Source organism: Candidatus Competibacter denitrificans Run_A_D11 (assembly GCF_001051235.1).
GTDB classification, from domain to species: Bacteria; Pseudomonadota; Gammaproteobacteria; order Competibacterales; family Competibacteraceae; genus Competibacter_A; species Competibacter_A denitrificans.
On the sequence record NZ_CBTJ020000054.1, the window covers coordinates 20363 to 41690 of the forward strand.

The 21328-nt window shown below is 55.1% G+C and carries 18 protein-coding genes; 14 read left to right on the forward strand and 4 right to left on the reverse strand.

The annotated features are described in order from the left end of the window. Positions 1 to 1170: a PilT/PilU family type 4a pilus ATPase gene (locus BN873_RS11495; protein ID WP_048673784.1), complete on the reverse strand. Its 1170-nt coding sequence runs from the start codon at positions 1168 to 1170 to the stop codon at positions 1 to 3. Between the two features lie 300 nt (positions 1171 to 1470). Here BN873_RS11495 and BN873_RS11500 point away from each other — a divergent pair, with 300 nt between their 5' ends. Continuing rightward, the gene (locus BN873_RS11500) at positions 1471 to 2883 is read left to right on the forward strand and encodes a DegQ family serine endoprotease (protein ID WP_048673868.1); all 1413 of its coding nucleotides are present in this window, start codon (positions 1471 to 1473) and stop codon (positions 2881 to 2883) included. After that, positions 2880 to 3920, forward strand: coding sequence for an acetyl-CoA carboxylase carboxyltransferase subunit alpha (locus tag BN873_RS11505; RefSeq protein WP_082161233.1), 1041 nt, complete (start codon positions 2880 to 2882; stop codon positions 3918 to 3920). The genes BN873_RS11500 and BN873_RS11505 overlap by 4 nt, the downstream gene beginning before the upstream one ends. Before the next feature lie 85 nt (positions 3921 to 4005). On the opposite strand, the gene pbpC is transcribed toward BN873_RS11505, so the two are convergent. Then, on the reverse strand, positions 4006 to 6150 hold the full coding sequence (gene pbpC / locus BN873_RS11510) for a penicillin-binding protein 1C (RefSeq protein ID WP_242434421.1): 2145 nt from the start codon (positions 6148 to 6150) through the stop codon (positions 4006 to 4008). After that, positions 6147 to 7001, reverse strand: coding sequence for an NAD-dependent protein deacetylase (locus tag BN873_RS11515; protein WP_048673785.1), 855 nt, complete (start codon positions 6999 to 7001; stop codon positions 6147 to 6149). Before BN873_RS11515 ends, pbpC begins: the two co-directional genes overlap by 4 nt. 310 nt (positions 7002 to 7311) lie before the next feature. On the opposite strand from BN873_RS11515, the gene BN873_RS11520 reads away from it, so the two are divergent. Together BN873_RS11520 and BN873_RS11525 are read left to right on the forward strand one after the other, a co-directional pair. After that, positions 7312 to 7848 carry a V4R domain-containing protein gene (locus BN873_RS11520; RefSeq protein ID WP_048673788.1) on the forward strand — a complete coding sequence of 179 codons (537 nt, stop codon included), beginning with the start codon at positions 7312 to 7314 and terminating at the stop codon, positions 7846 to 7848. A gap of 71 nt (positions 7849 to 7919) precedes the next feature. Further along, positions 7920 to 8798: a GGDEF domain-containing protein gene (locus BN873_RS11525; protein WP_171820459.1), complete on the forward strand. Its 879-nt coding sequence runs from the start codon at positions 7920 to 7922 to the stop codon at positions 8796 to 8798. Between the two features lie 54 nt (positions 8799 to 8852). On the opposite strand, the gene ispF is transcribed toward BN873_RS11525, so the two are convergent. Next, positions 8853 to 9320 carry a 2-C-methyl-D-erythritol 2,4-cyclodiphosphate synthase gene (ispF, locus tag BN873_RS11530; RefSeq protein WP_048673792.1) on the reverse strand — a complete coding sequence of 156 codons (468 nt, stop codon included), beginning with the start codon at positions 9318 to 9320 and terminating at the stop codon, positions 8853 to 8855. A gap of 36 nt (positions 9321 to 9356) precedes the next feature. On the opposite strand from ispF, the gene BN873_RS11535 reads away from it, so the two are divergent. The 10 genes from BN873_RS11535 (at position 9357) to BN873_RS11575 (ending at position 20629) form a co-directional block, all read left to right on the forward strand. After that, on the forward strand, positions 9357 to 9722 hold the full coding sequence (locus BN873_RS11535) for a hypothetical protein (RefSeq protein WP_048673796.1): 366 nt from the start codon (positions 9357 to 9359) through the stop codon (positions 9720 to 9722). Positions 9723 to 9764: 42 nt separating this feature from the next. Beyond that, positions 9765 to 11114 carry an SWIM zinc finger family protein gene (locus BN873_RS11540; RefSeq protein WP_048673798.1) on the forward strand — a complete coding sequence of 450 codons (1350 nt, stop codon included), beginning with the start codon at positions 9765 to 9767 and terminating at the stop codon, positions 11112 to 11114. Further along, on the forward strand, positions 11111 to 12655 hold the full coding sequence (locus BN873_RS11545; protein WP_048673800.1) for a DUF5691 domain-containing protein: 1545 nt from the start codon (positions 11111 to 11113) through the stop codon (positions 12653 to 12655). The genes BN873_RS11540 and BN873_RS11545 overlap by 4 nt, the downstream gene beginning before the upstream one ends. Continuing rightward, positions 12652 to 13731, forward strand: coding sequence for an ATP-binding protein (locus tag BN873_RS11550; protein WP_048673801.1), 1080 nt, complete (start codon positions 12652 to 12654; stop codon positions 13729 to 13731). The genes BN873_RS11545 and BN873_RS11550 overlap by 4 nt, the downstream gene beginning before the upstream one ends. 61 nt (positions 13732 to 13792) lie before the next feature. Next, a complete protein-coding gene (locus BN873_RS11555; protein WP_171820460.1) occupies positions 13793 to 14515 on the forward strand; it encodes an SIMPL domain-containing protein in 723 nt (240 codons plus the stop codon). A 347-nt stretch (positions 14516 to 14862) separates the two neighbouring features. Next, positions 14863 to 15468 carry a LysE/ArgO family amino acid transporter gene (locus BN873_RS19505; RefSeq protein WP_082161236.1) on the forward strand — a complete coding sequence of 202 codons (606 nt, stop codon included), beginning with the start codon at positions 14863 to 14865 and terminating at the stop codon, positions 15466 to 15468. 214 nt (positions 15469 to 15682) lie between these two features. After that, on the forward strand, positions 15683 to 17986 hold the full coding sequence (locus BN873_RS11565) for a DUF5682 family protein (protein WP_048673808.1): 2304 nt from the start codon (positions 15683 to 15685) through the stop codon (positions 17984 to 17986). Next, positions 17986 to 19164: a VWA domain-containing protein gene (locus BN873_RS11570; protein ID WP_048673810.1), complete on the forward strand. Its 1179-nt coding sequence runs from the start codon at positions 17986 to 17988 to the stop codon at positions 19162 to 19164. Before BN873_RS11565 ends, BN873_RS11570 begins: the two co-directional genes overlap by 1 nt. Positions 19165 to 19545: 381 nt before the next feature. After that, positions 19546 to 19944, forward strand: coding sequence for a hypothetical protein (locus BN873_RS20095; protein WP_139031697.1), 399 nt, complete (start codon positions 19546 to 19548; stop codon positions 19942 to 19944). Positions 19945 to 20284: 340 nt separating this feature from the next. Next, the gene (locus BN873_RS11575; protein ID WP_048673812.1) at positions 20285 to 20629 is read left to right on the forward strand and encodes a hypothetical protein; all 345 of its coding nucleotides are present in this window, start codon (positions 20285 to 20287) and stop codon (positions 20627 to 20629) included. Positions 20630 to 21328: the final 699 nt, after the last annotated feature.

Sequence of the window (21328 nt, forward strand, 5' to 3'; positions counted from 1 at the left end):
TCACCGCTTTGCGGCCGCATCGATGTTCAGTTGGGCGGTTATCGCAGGCGGTGGCGGGCGCTTGCTCTCCAGCTTGATTTTCAGCCGTAAATTATTAGCGGAGTCAGCATGACGAATAGCGGTTTCGTAGCTAATCAGTTTCGATTCATACAGATCGAACAGCGCCATATCGAAGGTGATGATGCCCTGCTCACCCGAGCGGGCCATGACGGGCTTGATCTCCTTGATCCGTCCCTGAAAGATCAGCTCAGCCATGAGAGGGGTGTTGAGCAAGATCTCGACGGCTGGAACCAGGCCGCTGCGGTCTTGGCGCGGCAGCAGGCGCTGGGAAATGAACGCTTTGATATTGAAAGACAAGTCCATTAATACTTGCTGGTGGCGCTCTTCGGGGAAAAAATTGAGGATGCGGTCGAACGCCTGATCCGTGTTGTTGGCATGCAAGGTGGTGAGACAAAGGTGACCGGTCTCGGCAAAATTGATGACCGACTGCATCGTCTCACGATCCCGAACTTCACCGATCAGGATGACGTTGGGGGCCTGACGCAAGGTATTTTTCAGCGCTATTTCATAGGATTCGGTATCAACTCCGACCTCGCGCTGGTCCACCAAACACTGTTTGTGGCGGTGAAAAAACTCAATCGGATCTTCAACCGTGATGATATGTTCGCGTGCCTGGCTGTTGCGATGATCAATCAGGGCCGCCATGGAGGTAGTTTTGCCGGAACCGGTACCGCCTAAAAAAATCACCAAACCGCGCTTGGCCATGGCGATATCCCGCAAAATCGACGGCAGATTCAGGTCGTCGATGGTGGGAATCTGCTGTTGAATCAGCCGCAGCACCATGCCGGCGCTACCGCGTTGGGTAAAGGCGCTCACCCGAAAGCGGGCGACATCGGGAAAATTCAAGGAAAAATTGATTTCGTGGCGGTCATCAAACTCCCGCGCCTGACGGTCGTTCATGACCGAGCGGACTAACAGCCCGGCCTGCTGGGGAGTCAGATTCTGGCCGCTGACCCGGCGGATATCCTGGTTGATCTTCAGTGCCGGCGGGCTGCCGGCGGTGATGAAAATATCTGACCCTTTCATTTCCAGCAGTTTGAGCGTGAGCTCGTAAAGATACTGGGTCGCTTTCTCGCTATCATTCAACGTCCCTTCCAGTTTTTGTTCCATGTGTGCCCCTCTCTTGTCGCTCGCGCTATACCCGCTTGTCGGCAGTGGTGAAGCCCAACGGTTCTGATTACCTGAGTCACTCTTACGCCGACGTTTGCCTCACCAGAGTATCGCTAACTATTTTATACTGCGCAAATCACACCGACGTTTGGCTATTGCGGCGCGCTCCCGCTTTTGGCCATTGCCCTAAACGACCTCGCCGCCCGCGGCAGCGCCTTAAAAACCGCCGCGCCCCTTGAGGAGATCCGCGTGGCCTTGATTCGCTCCTGCCGCCGATGGTTGAACGTTTGCCTGCTGGCAATGCCGCTGTCCTGTGTGGCCGCCACCCCGGCGCGCACAGCGGAACCGCAACCCTTGCCCGACTTTCGCAAGCTCGTCAAACAAAACGAAGCGGCCGTGGTCAACATCAGCTCAACACAAGCACCGAGCAAACAGAATACCAACCGCAAGCCTGGCCTGCCGGATCTGCCGGGTAAGGAGAATCCTTATCTCGAATTTTTCAAGCGCTTCTTTCAGGACCGACCCGAATTGCCGGGAGATCGCCAATCCAATTCTCTGGGATCAGGTTTTGTGATCTCAGCGGACGGTTACATCCTAACGAACGCCCATGTCGCCCAAGATGCCGACAAAATCATCGTGCGCTTGAGCGATCAGCGCGAACGCCCGGCCAAAGTGATCGGTGTGGACGACCTGACCGATGTTGCGGTTCTCAAGATTGAGGGCGACAACCTGCCAACTGTGAAAATTGGCGATTCCGACGCATTGGAAGTCGGAGAATGGGTGTTGGCCATCGGTTCGCCTTTCGGCCTGGAACATACCGCTACCCAAGGTATCGTCAGTGCGGTGGGCCGCAATCTGCCCAGCGGGACTTATGTGCCCTTTATTCAAAGCGATGTTGCCGTCAACCCCGGCAGCTCCGGTGGACCGCTGTTTAACCTGCGCGGCGAGGTGGTGGGCATCAATTCGCAAATTTACAGCAGCACCGGCGGTTACATGGGCCTGTCGTTTGCCATTCCGATCAAATTAGCGATTCAAGTGGTCGAACAGTTGAAAGCGACTGGTGAAGTCACACGCGGCTGGTTAGGGGTGCTCTTGCAAGCGGTCAATAACGACTTGGCAGAAGCGTTCAAACTGGATCGACCGCGCGGGGCCTTGGTCGCGCAGATTTTACCGGATAGCCCGGCCATCAGCGCCGGATTCAAGCCCGGTGACGTCATCCTGCGCTACGGCGGCGAACCGGTGGAAGATTCCTCGCAACTGCCGCGCATGATCGGAGTGACGCCAGTCGGCAAGACCGTGGCCATGTCGATCTTGCGTAACGGCGAACCCCTGGAAATCAAGGCCACCATCGCCCGGCTGGAAACGGTGGAAGATCCGGTGACCACGATGGATGAACACAGCGAACCGCGCCTCAGTATCACCGTAGCCGATCTGAGCAACGAGCAGCGTCGGATGTTAAGCGCCGACGAGCAAGGCGTGCTGGTGACGGCGCTGGATGCCGGGCCGGCGGCGAACGCGGGCCTGTACCCAGACGATATCATCTTACAAATCAATCATATCCCCGTAAAAAGCGCCAACCAGTTCGTCGAACTGGCCAAGGAACTACCCAAGGGCAAGGCGGTGCCGATTTGGGTACGCCGGGAAAATGAAACGCTTTATCTGGCTGTGCGTTTGCCCGATGACGTACCCACTCCGCAAGCGGTCCCCCGATGAATCCGAACAATTGCCTGGACTTCGAAAAGCCCATCGCCGAACTGGAAGCGATGCTGCAAGAATTGCGTGATCTTAGCACGCAGCAAGACCTTAACATCAGCGATGAGATCGCCCGGCTGGAGGCGAAAAGCAAGGCCCTCACCGAATCGATTTTCGCCAGTCTCACGCCATGGCAGATCGCCCAGATCGCCCGCCATCCGCTTCGCCCCTATACGCTGGATTACATCGAACGGCTGCTGACTGATTTTCAGGAATTGCACGGCGACCGGGCTTTTGCCGATGATCACGCCATCGTCGGCGGGCTGGGGCGCTTGAACGGGCGAGCGGTCGTGGTGATCGGCCATCAAAAAGGCCACGATACTAAAGAGAAGATTTACCGCAATTTCGGAATGCCCCGGCCGGAGGGGTATCGCAAGGCGCTGCGACTGATGAAGCTGGCCGAGCGCTTCCAGTTGCCAGTGCTCACGCTCATTGACACGCCCGGCGCTTATCCGGGGATTGGCGCTGAGGAGCGCGGCCAGAGCGAAGCCATCGCCCGCAACCTTTCCGAAATGAGTCGGCTACGCGTGCCGATCATTTGTCTGGTGATCGGCGAAGGAGGTTCTGGCGGTGCGCTGGCAGTCGGCGTGGGTGATCGCGTGCTGATGCTCCAATACAGCACCTATTCGGTGATTTCGCCGGAAGGATGCGCGGCGATTTTATGGAAGAGCGCCGAGAAAGCCCCTGATGCCGCCGAGGCGCTGGGGTTGACCGCCGAACGGCTGCTCAAGTTGCGGCTGATTGATGGCATCGTTGCCGAGCCATCCGGTGGTGCCCACCGTGATCCGACACGGATGGCTGAGAATATCCGCGCCGCCTTGCACGAAAACTTACAGCAACTGAATGCCTTGGCGGTGGATGATTTGCTGGAGCAACGCTATCGGCGGCTGATGGCTTACGGGGTGTTCAAGGAAACTGAACCGGCCACCTCGACTCAATCGTCCTGGCAAAGTAGCGTGGCAGCTCTGCTGGGTAAGGAACGCGCCGGCGAAGGCTAGCAAGACAATCGTCGGGCATCGCATAGGCTCCGGTGCGCTGACCGATCCTATCGCGTTCCAGGCTACCGTGACCGGCTGGAGCGCGTCACTGGCCCCGGCGAATCCACACATCGGTGTCGGCGGATTGCCCGCTTTGATCGAAGACGGTGATCCGTGCCATCCCCTCGCCATCCGGCGCCCAGAAGGCATCCCGCCGCCAGCCGCTGGCATTGAGCGGTTGGCCATTGACCAGCCAGCGTAAGGGTTTGACGCCACCCTTGGCCACCAGAGGCAAGTCGGCCAGGGTGCCATCGCGGTCAGGCAATTCCACCGTCGAGCCGGCGACCGGAAAAGTGATATCCAGTGGTGGCGTGTTCGTTAGCTTCGCCGGTGTATCCACGGCCGACCGGAAGTAACGTAGTCGCTCCGGCAACTGATCACGGCTGACCAGGAGCGTGCCGGGCGGTGGTGCCTGGACCTGGGCGGTCGGGACAGGCAGTAGATCGAATATTCGAAACAACAACGGTGCGGCGGTATTGCGCCCGTAATGTCCGGGACTAGGAGAGCCGTCCGGCTGACCGACCCAAACCCCCACAGTATGATCGGCGTCGAAGCCCAGCGCCCAGGCATCGCGAAATCCGTAAGAGGTGCCGGTTTTATAGGCGATAGGATGCGGGCTGGCGACGCTACCCGGTGTCAGGACGTTGCCAGGTGTTGGTGCCGTGCGCAAGATCTCAGCCAAATACCAACAGGCTGTTTCCGTCAGAAGGGCTTGGCCGACTGGTTGCGGATCGGCGGGGCCGAAGCGCAAGGGCGCCACTGTGCCACCGTTGGCAAAGCCGACGTACAGCGTGACAAGTTCTTCCAGCGTCACCCCGACGCCACCCAGCACCAGTGGTAGACCCGGTTGCGGGTGTGCCGCATTCCAGTGCAGGGGTAGCCCGACCTCGCGTAAGCGGCTCGCTACTCGTGCTGGCCCGACCTGGGCCAGTACCGCGACTGCTGGAATATTGAGCGATTGTTGCAAAGCTTCGCGCACCGTGACCTGGCCGGCATGGGTGTGATGAAAATTGGTCGGCGTATAGCCAGCAAACCGGCTGGGAACATCGTCGATCAGGGTTTCGGGATGGATCAGTAAATCATCGAAACCGAGGCCGTAAACCAACGGTTTTAAGGCTGATCCCGGTGAACGAATAGCGCGCACCATATCGATCTGCCCGGAGCGCCGCGCGTCGAAGAAATCGCTAGCCCCTAGATAGGCCAACACTCGACGGCTACGATTCTCCACGACGAGCAGGGCAATGCTGGCACTTCGTTCGAGCTGAGCTTGCTGTTGGCGGGCCAGGGCTTCCAGGGTATGTTGCAGATCCCGATCCAGGTCAGTGCGATGCAGCGTCGTATCGGGCCGCGCGGTGCGCAAGCGATCAGCCAGGTGCGGCGCCAAAAAAGGTGGTGGGCGATAGCGGGTCGGCAGCGGTTCCTGGCGGGCTTCGGCCACCTGCTGCGCGTTGAGTACCCCAAGCCGGCCCATCCGCACCAGCACTTTGTCACGGGCAGTACGCGCGCGTTCGGGGAAGCGATCCGGGCGCAAGCGCGAAGGGGCTTGTGGCAGTACCACCAGCAGCGCGGCTTCGGCTGGGGTTAATCGGCCCGGTTCCTTGCCAAACCAGGCCAGGGAGGCTGCCCGAATCCCTTCCAGATTGCCGCCATAAGGCGCTAGCGTCAGATAAACGCCGAGAATCTCATCCTTGCCGTAACGCCACTCCAATTGCAGGGCGCGCAGCATCTCACCGATTTTACCGGCCAACGTCCGTGGGTGAGGTTCTAACAAGCGGGCGGTTTGCATCGTCAGGGTGGACGCGCCGGAAACGGGCCGGCCATGCCAAAGCCACTGGCCCAACGCCCTGATGAGAGCCAGTGGATCAAGGCCACTGTGGTCAGCGAAACGGCGGTCTTCGTAAGCGAGCAACATTCGCAAATAGAGCGGATCGACCTCGGCCACGCGCGCTGGTAATCGCCACAGGCCGCCGGCGACGGTGAAGCTTCGTAATAGACGGTCGCGCGCATCCAGCACCAACACCGACGTTTGGCGAGGCTTTTCCAGCGGCGGCGGCAACCAGCTATCCAATCCCAGCAAGCAAGCGATCATTATCAGCACTGCAATCAGCCAACCGCCGTAGCGGTACCGGATGAGGCGCTGACGCTCCAAAATCTTGGTCGAGAGATCGGTCATGGTCGAGAGATCGGTCATGGCTCATGCGCACAGAGCGCCAATCGCTCTACCAGGCTGTTTAATGTCGGCCCACAAGGTAGGCTCACTTTGAGGGCCAACTCATTGTCGGCGCGGGTACGGCCAAGATTGATCGCGGCAATCGGTTGGTGATGAGCAGTTGCCAATGCACAAAAGCGATAGCCGGAGAAAACAGCCAAAGACGAACCAATCACCAGCAGAGCATCCGCTTCGGCGAGGCGGCGACATGCCTGCTCGACGCGGGATTTCGGCACGGCCTCACCGAAAAAAACTACCGCCGGTCTCAGTAGACCCCCACACGCGGGACAGTTCGGTACTCGGAAGCTGCCACAATCAACATCATCTAAATCCGCGTCGCCATCAGGACCCAGCGCTGCCACCAGCGCCGTAAAGGCCAGGTTATTCTCCGCCAAGGCGACCTGAAACGCCTCGCGCGCACCCCGATAAGGGCATTCCAAACAGACGACGCTATCAAGTCGCCCGTGCAAGTCGATCACCTGTCGGCTGCCGGCTTGTTGGTGCAGGCCATCGACGTTTTGTGTGATGATTTGATGGACGAATCCTGCCGCTTCCAAGCGGACCAGGGCCGCATGAGCGAGATTCGGCTGGGCGCGGGCGAACGTCGGCCAGCCCAACAAGCTCCGTGCCCAGTAGCGGCGTCGGCTATGCTCGCTGCGGATAAATTCTTGATAACGCATCGGTTCTTGGCGTTTCCAGTTGCCGTTGGCATCCCGGTAATCGGGGATACCGGAATCTGTACTAATACCCGCGCCGGTCAATACGCACAAATGGCGGTGGTGTTCGATAAAATCCACCAACAAATCCAATGGGTCTGCGGAAAAAATAGACATCTATGCGTGGAGTAAATGTTAGGAGTTACGCAGTTGAAATTCTAAGTGATTGATTAATGGAAAATTTCGGTTGTCTACCGCACAAGTCGATTTCTTTTAAAATCAGAGTGTTAGAGATCCAACTGCGTAACTCCTAAATGTAATGGCATAGAATCTGGGCTAAAATAAATACAGTGTGTGTAGGTCTAATGCTTGTACAATTTTATTTTAAAATCAGAACCTGTTTCAGCGGCGGTTGTCGCATTTCCCTTCGGGGAGTGAAGGGTTAAATGTGCGCTTGTTCGCGTGGTGATCATTAGGGGTTAGAGCGATGATTCCAGTTTTTGGTGAAAAATATAACTTTCAATGGAGTGATTTGGGTGACGTTCAGTTTGGGCGCCCAAATCTGGGACAACAGATGCCGGTGATGGTCTATCGCCTGGCTCAATACACGATGCGGGAAGCCTTGGCTCAGCGCTATGGCGATGATACGGCGGCAGAAATTCTGCGCGATTCCGGTTGGATCGCGGGCCGAGAGTTTTGCCTCAATGTAATGGATCGCGCACAACCGCTAGCCGCTTTTGTCGCGCAGCTACAGACCAAGCTTAAGGAATTGGGTATCGGTGTGCTGCGGGTCGAAAAGGCTGATCCGAATGATATGCTCTTCACCCTGACCGTTTCCGAGGATCTGGATTGCTCCGGCTTGCCGCTTTCTGGTAACACGGTCTGCGATTACGATGAGGGGTTCCTCGCCGGCTTGCTGTATACCTATACCGGTAAACCGTTCTCCGCCAAGGAGATAGACTGCTGGGCTACTGGGGATCGAACATGCCGATTTGAGGTTAAACCAGACCTATTAGCCGCGTGAATCGCCACTAAAAAACCTTATCGCGCAGCGCCATCACTATCATGACGAGTTGCTCAGAATTGGTGAGCTTCGTGAATGAGGAAGATCAGCGTTATCTTGCTGATGCAGCGTGCAGGATCGAGAAGCTGCTGATCTCGCGCACGGCCATGCCGTTGCGCCCAGAGGGACTGTCGCCAGATTTGCAAGCCTTCGCCGAGAAATTCGACCATCTGCTGGAGGCGATGGAAGCGTTGCGCCGTTTTGCCATCGCCCTTGGTAATGGCGATCTCAGCCACGAACCGCCGAAACGGCTGCATCTGTTGGATTCGCTGAAACAATTGCAAGCCAACCTACGCCATCTGACGTGGCAAACCCTGGAAGTGGCTGCCGGTAATTTCGATCAGCAAGTCGATTTTCTCGGCGAATTTTCGGCCGCCTTCAATAAGATGGTGGAGGGCTTGCGGGAGAAGCGCACGGCGGAAGAGCAAATGCGCCATTTGAGTTTGCACGATGCGCTGACTGGCCTCTATAACCGGACATTTTTTAACGAGGAGATCGAGCGGTTACGGTTGTCGCCAGATTATCCGGTCAGTTTTCTAATCGCCGACCTCGACGACCTAAAACCGGTCAACGACACCTACGGGCATCAGGTTGGCGATTTGCTCATCCAAACGGCCGCGCGGCTATTGGAACATGGCGTTCGTGGCGAAGATTCGGTGGTGCGGGTCGGCGGCGATGAATTCACCATTATTTTGTACGGCACGGATCGCACCACTGCAAACGCGGTACTCGACCGAATCCGTACCGCCTTGCACGCCTATAACCGGCGCAATGAAAGTCTCTCGATTCACATGTCGCTGGGTACAGCGACGGCGCAAGATGACGCCGACTTGGAAGACGCTCTGCGCCGGGCTGATGAAGCCATGTACCAGGACAAGGTGCAGCGCAAGGAAAAGCTGCGCAATGGTTAATTTCTGAAGTTCAAGGGATTCCTGACACCGAGACTGCTTGCGCCCGGCCGCCCGTCACTGGAGCAGAGCGACGGCATGGACGGCAATCCCCTCCCCGCGCCCGATATAGCCCAACCGCTCCGTGGTCGTCGCCTTGATATTGACTTGGTTGATGGCAAGACCTAAATCGTCAGCGATGTGAGTTCGCATAGTGGGGATATGCGGGGCCATCCGAGGCGCCTGGGCGATGATGGTCGCGTCCACATTGCCGATAACAAGCCGCTGCTCCCGCAACAGATCCATAACGCGCCGTAACAAAATACGGCTATCCATATCTTTAAACTCCGCGTTGTTGTCAGGAAAATGCTGTCCGATATCGCCTAAAGCCGCCGCGCCCAAGAGCGCATCGCATAGCGCGTGCAAGAGGACATCACCATCTGAGTGCGCCACCAACCCGTGGGAATGCGGTATGCGGACACCCCCTAGTGTAATTGCATCACCCACGCCGAATGCGTGAACATCGAAGCCGTGACCAATACGCATGATCGTTCATTCCTTGATGTTAGGATTGCAACTTAGATGAAATGGTTGAGAAAATTCAAAAGTCACTGGTTCTACTGGCATACCGGATACAGAAAGATCGCTGTTTTAAGCATGATAACGAGCGCGGTTGTTTTGTGGAGTTTTCTGGGGATCACGTCCGGATTTTCTATCGGTGCAATTCTAGTCGCCGTTTTGTTGGATACGGTCGGATTTTGGCTAGCCATCGTTTATTTGCTTTTAGTCAGACCCTATTTCCCCGATTGGCTTGGCTTACAGAGCAGTGCGGATACTCTGCTGATCAAGCAAGTCGTTATCCCCATGATCGTTGGTTTTTTCCTGAACCGGATTGTAAGTTTTTGCGTGGCAAAACTCTGTGGCTATAGGTTTGATGAAGGCCATTAAATCTATAATTTCAAGCTTTCTACCTCAAGATTCTTTCCAGTAATGTACCTCAGCGCCCAGGAAGTCCTGAAACTTTCCCCGGATGAAGCATCCGCCAAAGCGGCCAAGGGCCTGGTGATGCCCGGCAAATGGCCGAGCCTGCATCATGACGATGAAGCGGTGTGGGGTGAGTGTCAGGGCAGCGGCTCCAAGCCCTATCAGGTGCAGGTCGATCAAAGCGGCCCGACCTTTCGCTGTACCTGTCCCAGCCGTAAATTTCCTTGTAAACATGGTCTTGCGCTTCTGCTACTCCGCGCCCAGCACCCGGACTGCTTTGCCATCGCCGAACAACCGGCCTGGGTCAGCGAGTGGCTGGAATCGCGCCGCAAGCGGGTGGAGAAGCAGGCGGCGAAAGCGGTGGAATCCCCTGCGGAAGGTGACAATGCCGCCAAACCCGCGCCTGATCCAGCCGCCGCCGCCCGCCGGGAAGCCTCGCGTCTTGAGCAAATGGCTGCGGGCCTGGCGGACTTAGAGCGCTGGCTGGGGGATCGACTGCGACAGGGCTTGGCGCAATTGCCCAATCAACCAGCGTTATGGAACGAGCTGGCGACGCGGATGGTGGACGCCAAATTGCCCGGTATCGCCTACCGTTTGCGGCGGATCGGCGGCTGGGTGAATCGCGGCGAGCAATGGCCCGCCCGCGTGCTGGGCGGTCTGGGTCAATTGCAAATTCTGATAGATGCTTTTCGTCGCCTGGAAAGCCTGCCCGCATCGGTGCAGGCCGATGTGCGCACCGCGCTCGGCATCACGGTGGATCGGGACACCGTGCTGAAAAGCGGCGAACGGATCGCGGATGACTGGCTGGTGCTGGGTCAGCGTATCGAAGAGGAATCACGGTTGTGGACTCGGCGGGTCTGGCTGCGTGGTGCTCAATCCGGTCGAACGGCCCTGCTGCTGGATCACGCGCACGGGATGCGTCGCTTCGAGCAGAATTATGTGGCTTCAACCTGTGTCGGGCTAACTCTGGCCTTTTTTCCCGGCAATGCGCCGCTACGGGCGCTTGCGGTCGATGCAGCGCGCGCCCAGGAGCGGCTGATACCCGCCAATCCACCGACGCTGGATCAGGCGCTGGATGCTTTGGCTACGACCCTGGCGGCGAATCCCTGGCAATGGCCGCAACCGCTGTTGTACGGCGAGGGCATTCCCTGCCGTAACGGGACCGGCTGGGGACTGCAAACGCCTGACCGTCGGCTGTTGTCGCTGACGGTGAGCGATGACCACGGCTGGATACTGTTGGCGGAAAGCGGCGGAAAACCATTGACCGTGTTCGGTGAATGGGATGGCGACACGCTGCATCCGCTCAGCGCCTGGGCTGGCGATCTGGTTTGGACGGAAGAGGCCGCGCCGCTATGAATCCCCTGCACGACCTGGCGACTCAGACGCTCCTCGGCAGCGAACGCCGCCCGCCGGTGCTGATGTCAGTGGCAGGGGCTGTCGGCGATTTTCTGGACGCTGCCATCCCACCGGATACCGCTTTGGAAATCGGTGTGTTACGCCGGGCAGGCGTGCTGGCCGCCTGCGCCGCCGTCGGTTATGTGCCGACTATCGCTGCTGAAGAATCTCTGCCGCTTTGCGAAACAGAATCACAACCGCCGGTCACCGATCCGCACTGGTGTTCGGCGCTGGCCGAGATTTTTCAGGATGGCCCCGATTTGCTCCAGCAGGAAGCCCTGCGGCGACTGGCCGGCTATGGCGCATCGTTGCCGCCGAAAATCTTACCCGCAGCGCTCACCGTCGCCAGCAAAACGCCGTCGCTGCAACCCGCCTTGTGCATGGTGCTGGGTCAACGTGGCCGCTGGCTGGCGCAATTCAATCCCGATTGGCGTTCTGCGCTGAGCAGCAGCGATACGGAACCCGACCCGGCGCTGTGGGAACAGGGCACGCTGGAGGTGCGCAAGCTCTTTCTCGACCAACTGCGCCGCCGCGATCCTGCTGCCGCCAGGGCATTGTTAGAAACGGCTTTAGCGGAACTGGACGCCCGCGAGCGGCTGACGCTGTTGGAACAACTTTCGGTCGGTCTCGACCTCAGCGATGAGGATTTTCTGGAACAACGTCTGACAGATCGCAGCAAGGAAGTCCGCAATCTGGTCGCCGGTTTACTCGCCCGCCTTCCAGACAGCCGCTACGTCAAGCGCATGATCGACCGACTGTCGCCCTGTCTGCATCAGGAACGGAAGTTGTTGCGGCAACGCTGGGTGATCGAGCCGCCAGGCGCGTTTGGCGAAGACTGGAAAGCTGACGCCATTGAGTCCACTCGCGCTAAAAGCGAAACGCTGGGCGAGCGGGCCTGGTGGTTGTATCAGCTCGCCCGCGCTGTGCCGCTGGCGTGGTGGTCGTCTCAATTGGCGATGACGCCTACCGACCTGATCGGCTGGGCGAAGAAAAGCGACTGGAGCGAGATGCTGTTTCGTGCCTGGCATGAAGCCCTGGCACGGGAGCGTGATCCGTCCTGGGCAATCGCTTTTTTGGCAGAAAATAAATTGCCGGGCCTGACACTTGATCCCCTGGCGTTGATTGATTTACTGCCACCCGCCGAGCGGGAAGCCCACTGGCTATCGCTGCTCAAAAGATCCAGTCGCCGGGTTGGTTTAAGCGAATTGCTCAATCGCATGGCCCGCAGTGTCACCGCGTGTTCCGCCGACTTCGCGCGCGAGATGCTGCGCCATGTCCGCATCACGGTCGCCAGCGATGCCGGAAAATGGGATTACCCACTGCGGCATACGTTGCCCGAATTCATTTGTCTGGTGCCGGTACCGGTGCTTGAGGAGACCTTGCACAACTGGCCCATCGAACCGGAAGCCCAATATTTCAGCGAAACGCTGGCCCGCCTGATCGCTATCGCGGAACGGCGTAAAACCCTTCACCGCCCCCCTACTCCCCGGAATCCGTCATGAGCCAACTGCTGCGCGAACACGCCGAATCTCAATTTGCCGACGAACTGGCGGCCCTGCAAAAAGCCGATACCCGCGAGCGGCCCACCAACTGGGCGCTGTCGCCGTGGGCGGTCGTCACCTATCTGATGGGCGGCACGCTCGATAACGGTTTCGCCGTCAGCGCCAAATACATCGGCAATCGGCGACTGATGGAAACCGCCGTCTCCACGCTGGCGACCGACCGCGCCCTGTTGCTGTTCGGGGTGCCGGGTACGGCGAAATCCTGGGTGTCCGAACATCTGGCGGCGGCAATCAGCGGCGATTCCACGATGCTGATTCAGGGCACGGCGGGCACCAGCGAGGAGCAGTTGCGCTACGGCTGGAATTACGCGCAACTGCTGTCGAAAGGCCCGTCGAAAGACGCGCTGGTGCCGAGTCCGCTGATGCGGGCGATGGAACAGGGCAAGACCGCCCGCGTCGAGGAGCTGACCCGCATTCCCGCCGACGTGCAGGATACACTGATCACCATTCTGTCGGAAAAATCCCTGCCGATCCCGGAGCTGGGGATGGAAACCCAGGCGGTGCGCGGCTTCAACGTCATCGCCACCGCCAACAACCGGGATAAAGGCATCAACGAATTGTCCAGCGCGCTCAAGCGCCGCTTTAATACCGTGGTGCTGCCGACGCCCGCCACCGAGGAAGAAGAAGTCGCTATCGTCACCAAACGGGTCGGCGAAATGGGCCGCGCCCTGCAATTGCCCGGCGAACCGCCCGCCTTGAAGGAAGTCCGCCGCGTGGTGCAAATCTTCCGCGAATTGCGCAACGGCCAAACCGAGGACGGCAAGACTAAACTAAAAGCCTCCAGCGGCACCCTGAGCACTGCGGAGGCGATTTCGGTCATCAACAGCGGGATGGCGCTGGCCGGTCATTTCGGCGATGGGGTATTACGGGCCAGAGACATCGCCGCCAGCCTGGTTGGAGCCATCGTTAAAGACCCGGTGCAGGATGCGGTGGTCTGGCGTGAGTATCAGGAAACCGTGATGAAGGAGCGCGGAGATTGGAAGGATTTGTATCGGGCGTGTCGGGAGTTTGAATGATATATTTTTAATCTCTGAATCAACAAATATCTTACTGGAATCAAAACTGAGGATTAGTGAAGTGAAATATATTTTTGCAATTCTGCTGCTACTACAACCGCTCGTTTTTGCATCTGCTGGCGAATTACCAGCATTCCCATTTGTTTTTGTGATTGGCAATGCTTTGAAAGAGGTTCCTCCTGATTTGGCCAAGGTTACTTTTGAGGTGAAATCGTTCGATGAAAACCCTGAAAAATCGCTCGACATTGTTCAGAGGCAAACTTCAGAAGTGCTGGATTTTCTAAAAAAATTAGAAGTGCAAGATAAAGATATAGAGGCTTATCAGCTTGATAAACAAGCTATCCGACAGGAAAAAAATGGCGTAGATTTAAAGATATTAGGATACGAAACTAAGCAGAAGATCTTAGTTAATCTGCACGAAACTAAAAAATACTCTGTGTTAGTTGAAGGATTGTTAAAATATCGAAATATTGTTGATATTGATGCAAAATTCGATGTATCTAATCGTAAGGAAATCGAAAAATCATTAATTGCAGATGCGTGTGCCGATGCAAAAAATAAAGCTGAAAATATGGCAGATGGTATTGGGGCGAAACTTGGCTCTGTATTTTCTATATCGGATCAACGCATGGAAGCGGGGTATGGTAACTATGACTATATGAATAGAATGTTCAAAAAATCTATGTATAAGGGAGAGTCAGATAAATTAATTTTTATTCCTTCGACAATTGAAATTCGTCAGAATGTTCATGTCTTTTTCAAGCTTGCGGAACAAAAGATATAGGGTTGGCATTTTCCACGCCTCCGGCCATCATAGTGGGTGGCATATGATCCAGCTCGTCGCGCAACCGACTGTTAAGCCTACCCAGGTCGAGGATGGTTACGGTTTGTTGATCTGCAATAAACCAAGCCAACGGTGTTTAGACGATTTTGATGTTGCTCAGGCGATGCGGGAACACATGGATGATCGCACTTGATACCAACTTTCTGGCACGTTTTTCTTTGGATAATCAAAACGATCTGCAAGCTACTAAGCAACGCCCCTGAGCACGACGGATCATGGCCAATTCGACACCATTATTTGTGTCTCTGAATTGGTGATGTTGATTTTATCCTTAATACTGTATTGAGATGATAGTCTTCTATTACGGTTTGTTATTAGGGTTTTCGCTAATAATTGCAATTGGCCCTCAAAATGTTTTTATTTTAAAAAGAGGGATTTCTGGAAAGAATATATTTATAGTATGTTTTTTATGCGCATCTTCGGATGCTATTTTAATGTTTTTCGGTATTTATGGATTTGAGATACTACAAGGTAAGGTTAAAAATATAGGTGAATTCGCGCGATATCTTGGTGCAGTATTTTTATTTTCTTATGGATTGAGTCATCTTTACTCTTCGTTAAAGAAGGAAACGCGATTAATCATTCATGAAAATAGTAACAAGGATTCCTTATCCTTATATAAGACTATTGTTATATGTTTATCTCTTACGTTCCTCAATCCACATGTATATCTAGATACTTTTATTCTTATCGGTGCTGTTTCTAGAAATTATAAAGATAACCTAGTGTTTTTCTGGCTCGGAACAAGCACAGCTTCATTTGTATTTTTCTTTTTGTTGGGCTATGGCGCTGCTTATTTAAGGCCTATTTTTTCCAAACCAAGCGCATGGCGTATTTTGGATTTTTCTATATTTATTGTTATGTGTTCCATAGCTTTATCCTTGGTCTTTTAGTAACATTTCCCGACAAAGCCGCAAGATTTCTCATTCTTATATAAAGCAATTCTCCGAATAATGGCTAGCCATATCGTGCTACTTAGCGCTGCGTCATTTCTATTTCTTATTCCTAAAATGGTTCTATTCGATGATATGGCCGTGTCTTGTAGATCGTTTGTGATGATCCTGCGTTTGAGTATTGATCTGTACCGGATAGCGGAGTTTAGGCGTTATGACTGATACCCCCTTCCACCTCTTTGGCATCCGCCATCACGGGCCGGGTTGCGCCCGCAGCCTGATCCAGGCATTGGAGCATTTGCAGCCGGATTGTCTGTTGATCGAAGGCCCGCTGGAAGGCGAGGCGGTGTTGCCGCTGATGGCCGATGCCGATCTGGAGCCGCCGGTCGCGCTGCTGGTTTACAACCCGGACGATTCACGACAAGCGGCGTTTTATCCCTTCGCGGTGTTTTCGCCGGAATGGAACGCGCTGCATTACGGTCTGGCGCACGGCATCCCGACCCGCTTTATCGATTTACCGATGGCACATCAGTTCGCTCTCGCGCCGTCGGAGCCGGAAGTTATTGCAGCGGATGAGATCAAAGCGGACGACAACTCGGCGGGCGCGGTGAATCAAGCCGAGACCGGGGTCGAACCCAGCGAAACGCCAGAAACCGATCCTCGACTCGATCCGCTCGACTGGCTGGGCCGCGCCGCCGGTTATGGCGACGGCGAAAGCTGGTGGAATCATCTGGTCGAGGAACGCGGCGACAGTCTGGAATTATTCGCAGCGATCCGCGAGGCAATGACCACGGTGCGCGCCGAAACGCCCGGCCCGGAACGCTCGGCGGCGGCGCAACAGCGGGAAGCCTTGCGCGAAGCCCACATGCGGAAATCCCTGCGGCAGGCGCAGAAAGACGGCTTTACCCGCATCGCGGTGGTTTGCGGCGCGTGGCACGTTCCCTCGCTGGCCGAAATGCCGTCCGCCAAAGCCGATAACGACCTGCTCAAAGGCTTGCCTCGCGCCAAAGTCGCCGCCACCTGGGCGCCGTGGTCGTATCGCAATCTGAGCAGCGCCAGCGGTTACGGTGCGGGCGTGACCTCGCCCGGCTGGTACGAACATCTGTGGAAGGCGCAACCGGCACAACGAGCGGTCGGCTGGCTATCGCGGGCGGCGCGCTTGTTCCGCGAAGAAGGACTGGATTGCTCGTCGGCCCATATCATCGAAGCGGTGCGGCTGGCCGAAACGCTAGCGGCGTTGCGCGAGCGTCCGCAAGCCGGTTTGGACGAACTCAACGAAGCCTTGCAGACCGTGGTCTGTCTGGGCGATGCCGCCCTGATGCGGTTGATCGAGCGGGCGCTGATCGTCGGGGATCGGCTGGGCCGCATTCCCGCCAGTGCGCCGGTGGTGCCGTTGCAGCACGATCTGACGCAACAGCAAAAACGCTGGCGTTTGAAAGTCGAAGCGGTGGACCGGACGCTTGATCTCGATTTGCGCGAGGCCAACGATCTGGCGCGTAGTCATCTCTTGCATCGCTTGAATCTGCTCGACATCCGCTGGGGCAGGCCGCAACAAACCGGGCGCAGTGCGAAAGGCAGTTTTCACGAATTGTGGACGCTGCAATGGCAACCGGAACTGGCGATGGCAGTGATCGAAGCCAGCCGCTGGGGCAATACCGTCGCGGACGCCGCCACCGCCAAAGCGGTCGATCAGGCCCGGACACTGACCGCGTTGCCGCCGCTGGCCGCATTGGTCAATCAAGTGTTGCTAGCCGATTTGCAAACCGCTATCGGCCCGGTGACGCAGGCCCTGGAAGACCTCGCCGCTATCGCCAGCGATCTGGTGCAAGTGCTGGGCGCGATTCCGCCGCTGGTCAACGTGGCGCGTTACGGCAATGTCCGGCAGACCGATGTCGGCATGGTCGAGCAGGTGCTTAAGGGCTTGATTCCACGGGCGGCGATTGGCCTGCCGGGCGCGTGTAGCGCGCTGGATGATGACGCCGCGCAGACGCTGCGGGATGCTATCGCCGCCACCCATCAGGCGGTGCGCTTACTGGCCGATGAGACGTTGCGAGCCGCCTGGTTGCAGGCGCTGGAACGGGTGGCGCTGTTGCCGAATGCCCACGGGCTGGTCTGCGGGCTGGCGGCGCGGCTGTTGTTCGATGAGCAGGCCGCCTCTGTGGAAGGCACCGCGCTGCACATGAGTCAGGCCCTCTCGCCCGGCCATGAACCGGCGCTGGCGGCGGCCTGGCTGGAAGGTTTTCTGAATCAAAGCGGGTTGGTGTTGCTGCATGACGGTCAATTGTGGGCGCTGGTGGATGGCTGGCTGACGACTCTGACCGAAGAACGTTTCCGGCAGATTCTGCCGATGCTGCGCCGAGCTTTTTCCGGCTTCAGCGCCCCGGAACGTCGCCAACTGGGTGAACGCGCCGCCCGACCGGATAACCCGCTTGTACCCAGCGGCGCGCTGCCGGATTGGGATAACGAGCGGGCTGAACGGGTGTTGCCGCTGTTCCGTCAACTGTTGGGAGTCGGCTGATGAATCCCCCCTCTTCTGCGAACGAAACCCGCTTGCAACGCTGGCGGCTGGTCTTGGGTGAGCCAGCCCAGGATGCCTGCGGCGCGCTGTTGACCGGCGAGGATTTGAGCATCGACCGTGCTCTGACCGCGCTGTATGACGCCGACGGCCCCGGTGGCTTGCGCGGCGGCAGTGGCGCGTCGTCACCGCGTGTCGCCCGCTGGCTGGACGACATCCGCCGCTATTTTCCGGCGTCGGTGGTACAGGTGATGCAGAAAGACGCCTTCGAGCGGCTGGATTTGAAGAGCATGTTGTTCCAGCCGGAAATGCTGCAAGCGGTGCAACCGGACGTGCATCTGGTGGCGACGCTGATGTCCCTGCGCGGGATCATTCCGGCCAAAACCCGCGATACCGCTCGGCTTGTCGTCCGCAAGGTGGTCGATGCGCTGATGAAGAAATTGGAAGAACCGATGCGCAGCGCGGTCACTGGCGCATTGAATCGAGCCGAGCGCAACCGTCGCCCGCGCCATGCCGAAATCGACTGGGGGCGGACGATTCGCGCCAATCTGCGGCACTGGCAGGAAGAACATCAAAGCATTATCCCCGAAACGCTGGTCGGTTATGGGCGCAAGGCGCGGCGCACCCAGCGCGAGGTGATTCTGTGCATCGATCAGAGCGGCTCAATGGCGTCCTCGGTGGTGTATTCCAGCATCTTCGGCGCGGTGATGGCCTCGCTGCCCGCCGTGAAAACCCATCTGGTGGTGTTCGATACCGCCGTGGTCGATCTGACCGAGCAACTGGACGATCCGGTCGAAGTGCTGTTCGGTGTGCAACTGGGTGGCGGCACCGACATCAACCGGGCGGTCGGTTATTGTCAGGGGCTGGTGCGCGAGCCGCGCAACACCATTCTGGTGCTGATTTCGGATTTGTACGAAGGCGGGGTCGAGAAGAATCTGTTGCAGCGAGCCAGCGAACTGGTGCAATCCGGCGTGCAGTTCATTGCCCTGCTGGCGCTCAGCGACGAAGGCGCGCCCTCCTACGATCGCCAACTTGCGGCGAAACTGGCGGCGCTCGGCGTACCGTCGTTTGCCTGCACACCGGATCAGTTTCCGGCGTTGATGGCTGCGGCTATTAAGCGCGAGGACATTGCGCTATGGGCAGCGGGGCAGAATATTGTGACGGCCAGGGCGGAGGGGTGAGAGGCTTCGCCGCTGTATAATTCCACCCTGGTTAAGTTATGCAGAGCCGTATAATCATTTGTTAGACGGAAGCAATAGCGCTGAGGATCAATAATAAAAAAAATAGATGAAATTATCATAGATAATACCTTAAAAAATGCAATTAGTGCATATAAAGATTTAATTAAAAATGCTTTCAATAACAAAAATGTATCAATTTATGCGATAGGTTCTATATCATTAAATGATTACTATGTTGGTAAAAGTGACTTTGATTTTATAACAATAAAAGATGATTTATGGGGAAATAGTGATAAACAAATTTTAATCAAAATACATGAAGAAATATCAACAAATTTTAATCAAATCAATTTCGATGGTGTCTATTTAAATTATAAACAATTGCTTATAAAGTCCGAATTACTAAATGATAATCCATGGTATTTAGAAAATAATTTTTATACTAATAATAGTTATATAGTTAATCCTATTACATGGAAATACTTAAAAGAAACAGCAATATGTGTTTATGGATTAAATGATTTAAATGTAAAAATTACTAATAATGATGTAATTAAATACTGCCATGAAAATATTAACACATATTGGAAGAATTGGGTAAATCAGACGGAAAAGTCAGCTGTTCATAATTTAAGTGAATTAACAGCTATCATTGAATGGGGTGTTTTAGGTATAACTCGCCTTCATGCAACTATTTTTACAGGGAAAATTATTTCTAAACTTGATGCAGGATTTTATGCAAAAAATATATTTGTAGGAGTTACGCAGTTGAAATTCTAAGTGATTGATTAATAGAAGATTTCTGTTGTCTGCTGCACAGGTCGATTTCTTTTAAAATCAGAGCGTTAGAGACCCAACTGCGTAACTCCTAATTTGATAAAAAATGGAATAAAGTGCTAGATTTTGCAATAAATATTAGGAAATTTAATACTATATATATAGAAAATATAGAAGAAATAAAAAATCAAACAATTGAATATATGAAAATGATAATTATAAAATGTAATAAAATAAACGTCTAACAACTGGTTCAACTTGACAAATACTTCGTATTTGCAAGTTAACCAAATGTTAGGCTTGACATGAAATTTTCTTCACGACCCTTTTCAGGATTTATGGCATGACAGCATTCCGCGCTTTGCTTATCACGATTCTTCTCTCACTCTCTATCTATACACTCAAAGTGGGTTCCATGCATGGATGGAATTTATTGCCAATTTTCTTTGGTGATATTTTCGCCCTGAATTGGCCTGGACAGTTCAATTACGATTTCACTCTAATGCTGACTCTATCTTCTCTTTGGACAATGTGGAGAAATCGTTTCTCTGCTCAAGGAATCGGCTTGGGTATGCTTGCCTTGATGGGTGGCAGCCTGTTTCTTTCTACGTATTTGCTCTATTTGACGTTCAAATGTCGTGCAGATATGAAGCAAGTGCTCCTCGGAGGAAATGTCAGTCAAGCCTAACCTAACCAGTTGCTCAAGCCGATGTTGCTGCACAGCGCGGTTTAATTCAGGTGTATAGACTCGCTTAGCGACCTTTGGATTAGCCCTGTTACAGGCGAAGAAACTACTCGATGCCCTTGGAAGCCACCCGATTACCCACATCTTTTTATATTTTACAATCAATTGGTTGTGATGATTTAGTGCGGTTGTCAGCCGCCAAGAACCCTCGCTTGTGCAGGTGTTCCTAAAGGGTTTACTGATTTTCAGTGTCTTGATCTGCTCCGAGTTACCTGGAATCGCTTCAATGTCAATCCGATGATGGTCGGTAATATGTTGATTTATAAAATATAAATTCAAAGCAATACTAAGCGTCACGTAACATTTTGAGTATAAAGATAAAAAAGATGTGAGTCGCCTGATCACTGATTTCCAGAAAAAGCTCTGTTTAGAGAGATTGAAAAAGAGCTTGACTTTCCATTTTTTAGGTCTACACTCCGCACCCCATGAACAAAAGCCATCGCAACTTCAACCGCTTATCAGCTATCGGCCGACCAAGATCGGCGGCGCTGCCTTGTGCGCTAACGATAGATCGGATGCAGACCTGACGAGACTATAAGCTCGGAAGGTCTGCGTGAGGCGGCCTTCCGAGCGGGATTACCTAACCCCGGTCGGCGGCGAGCCTACCGGGGTTTTTTGTTGTCTGCGTTTTTGTCTGACGCG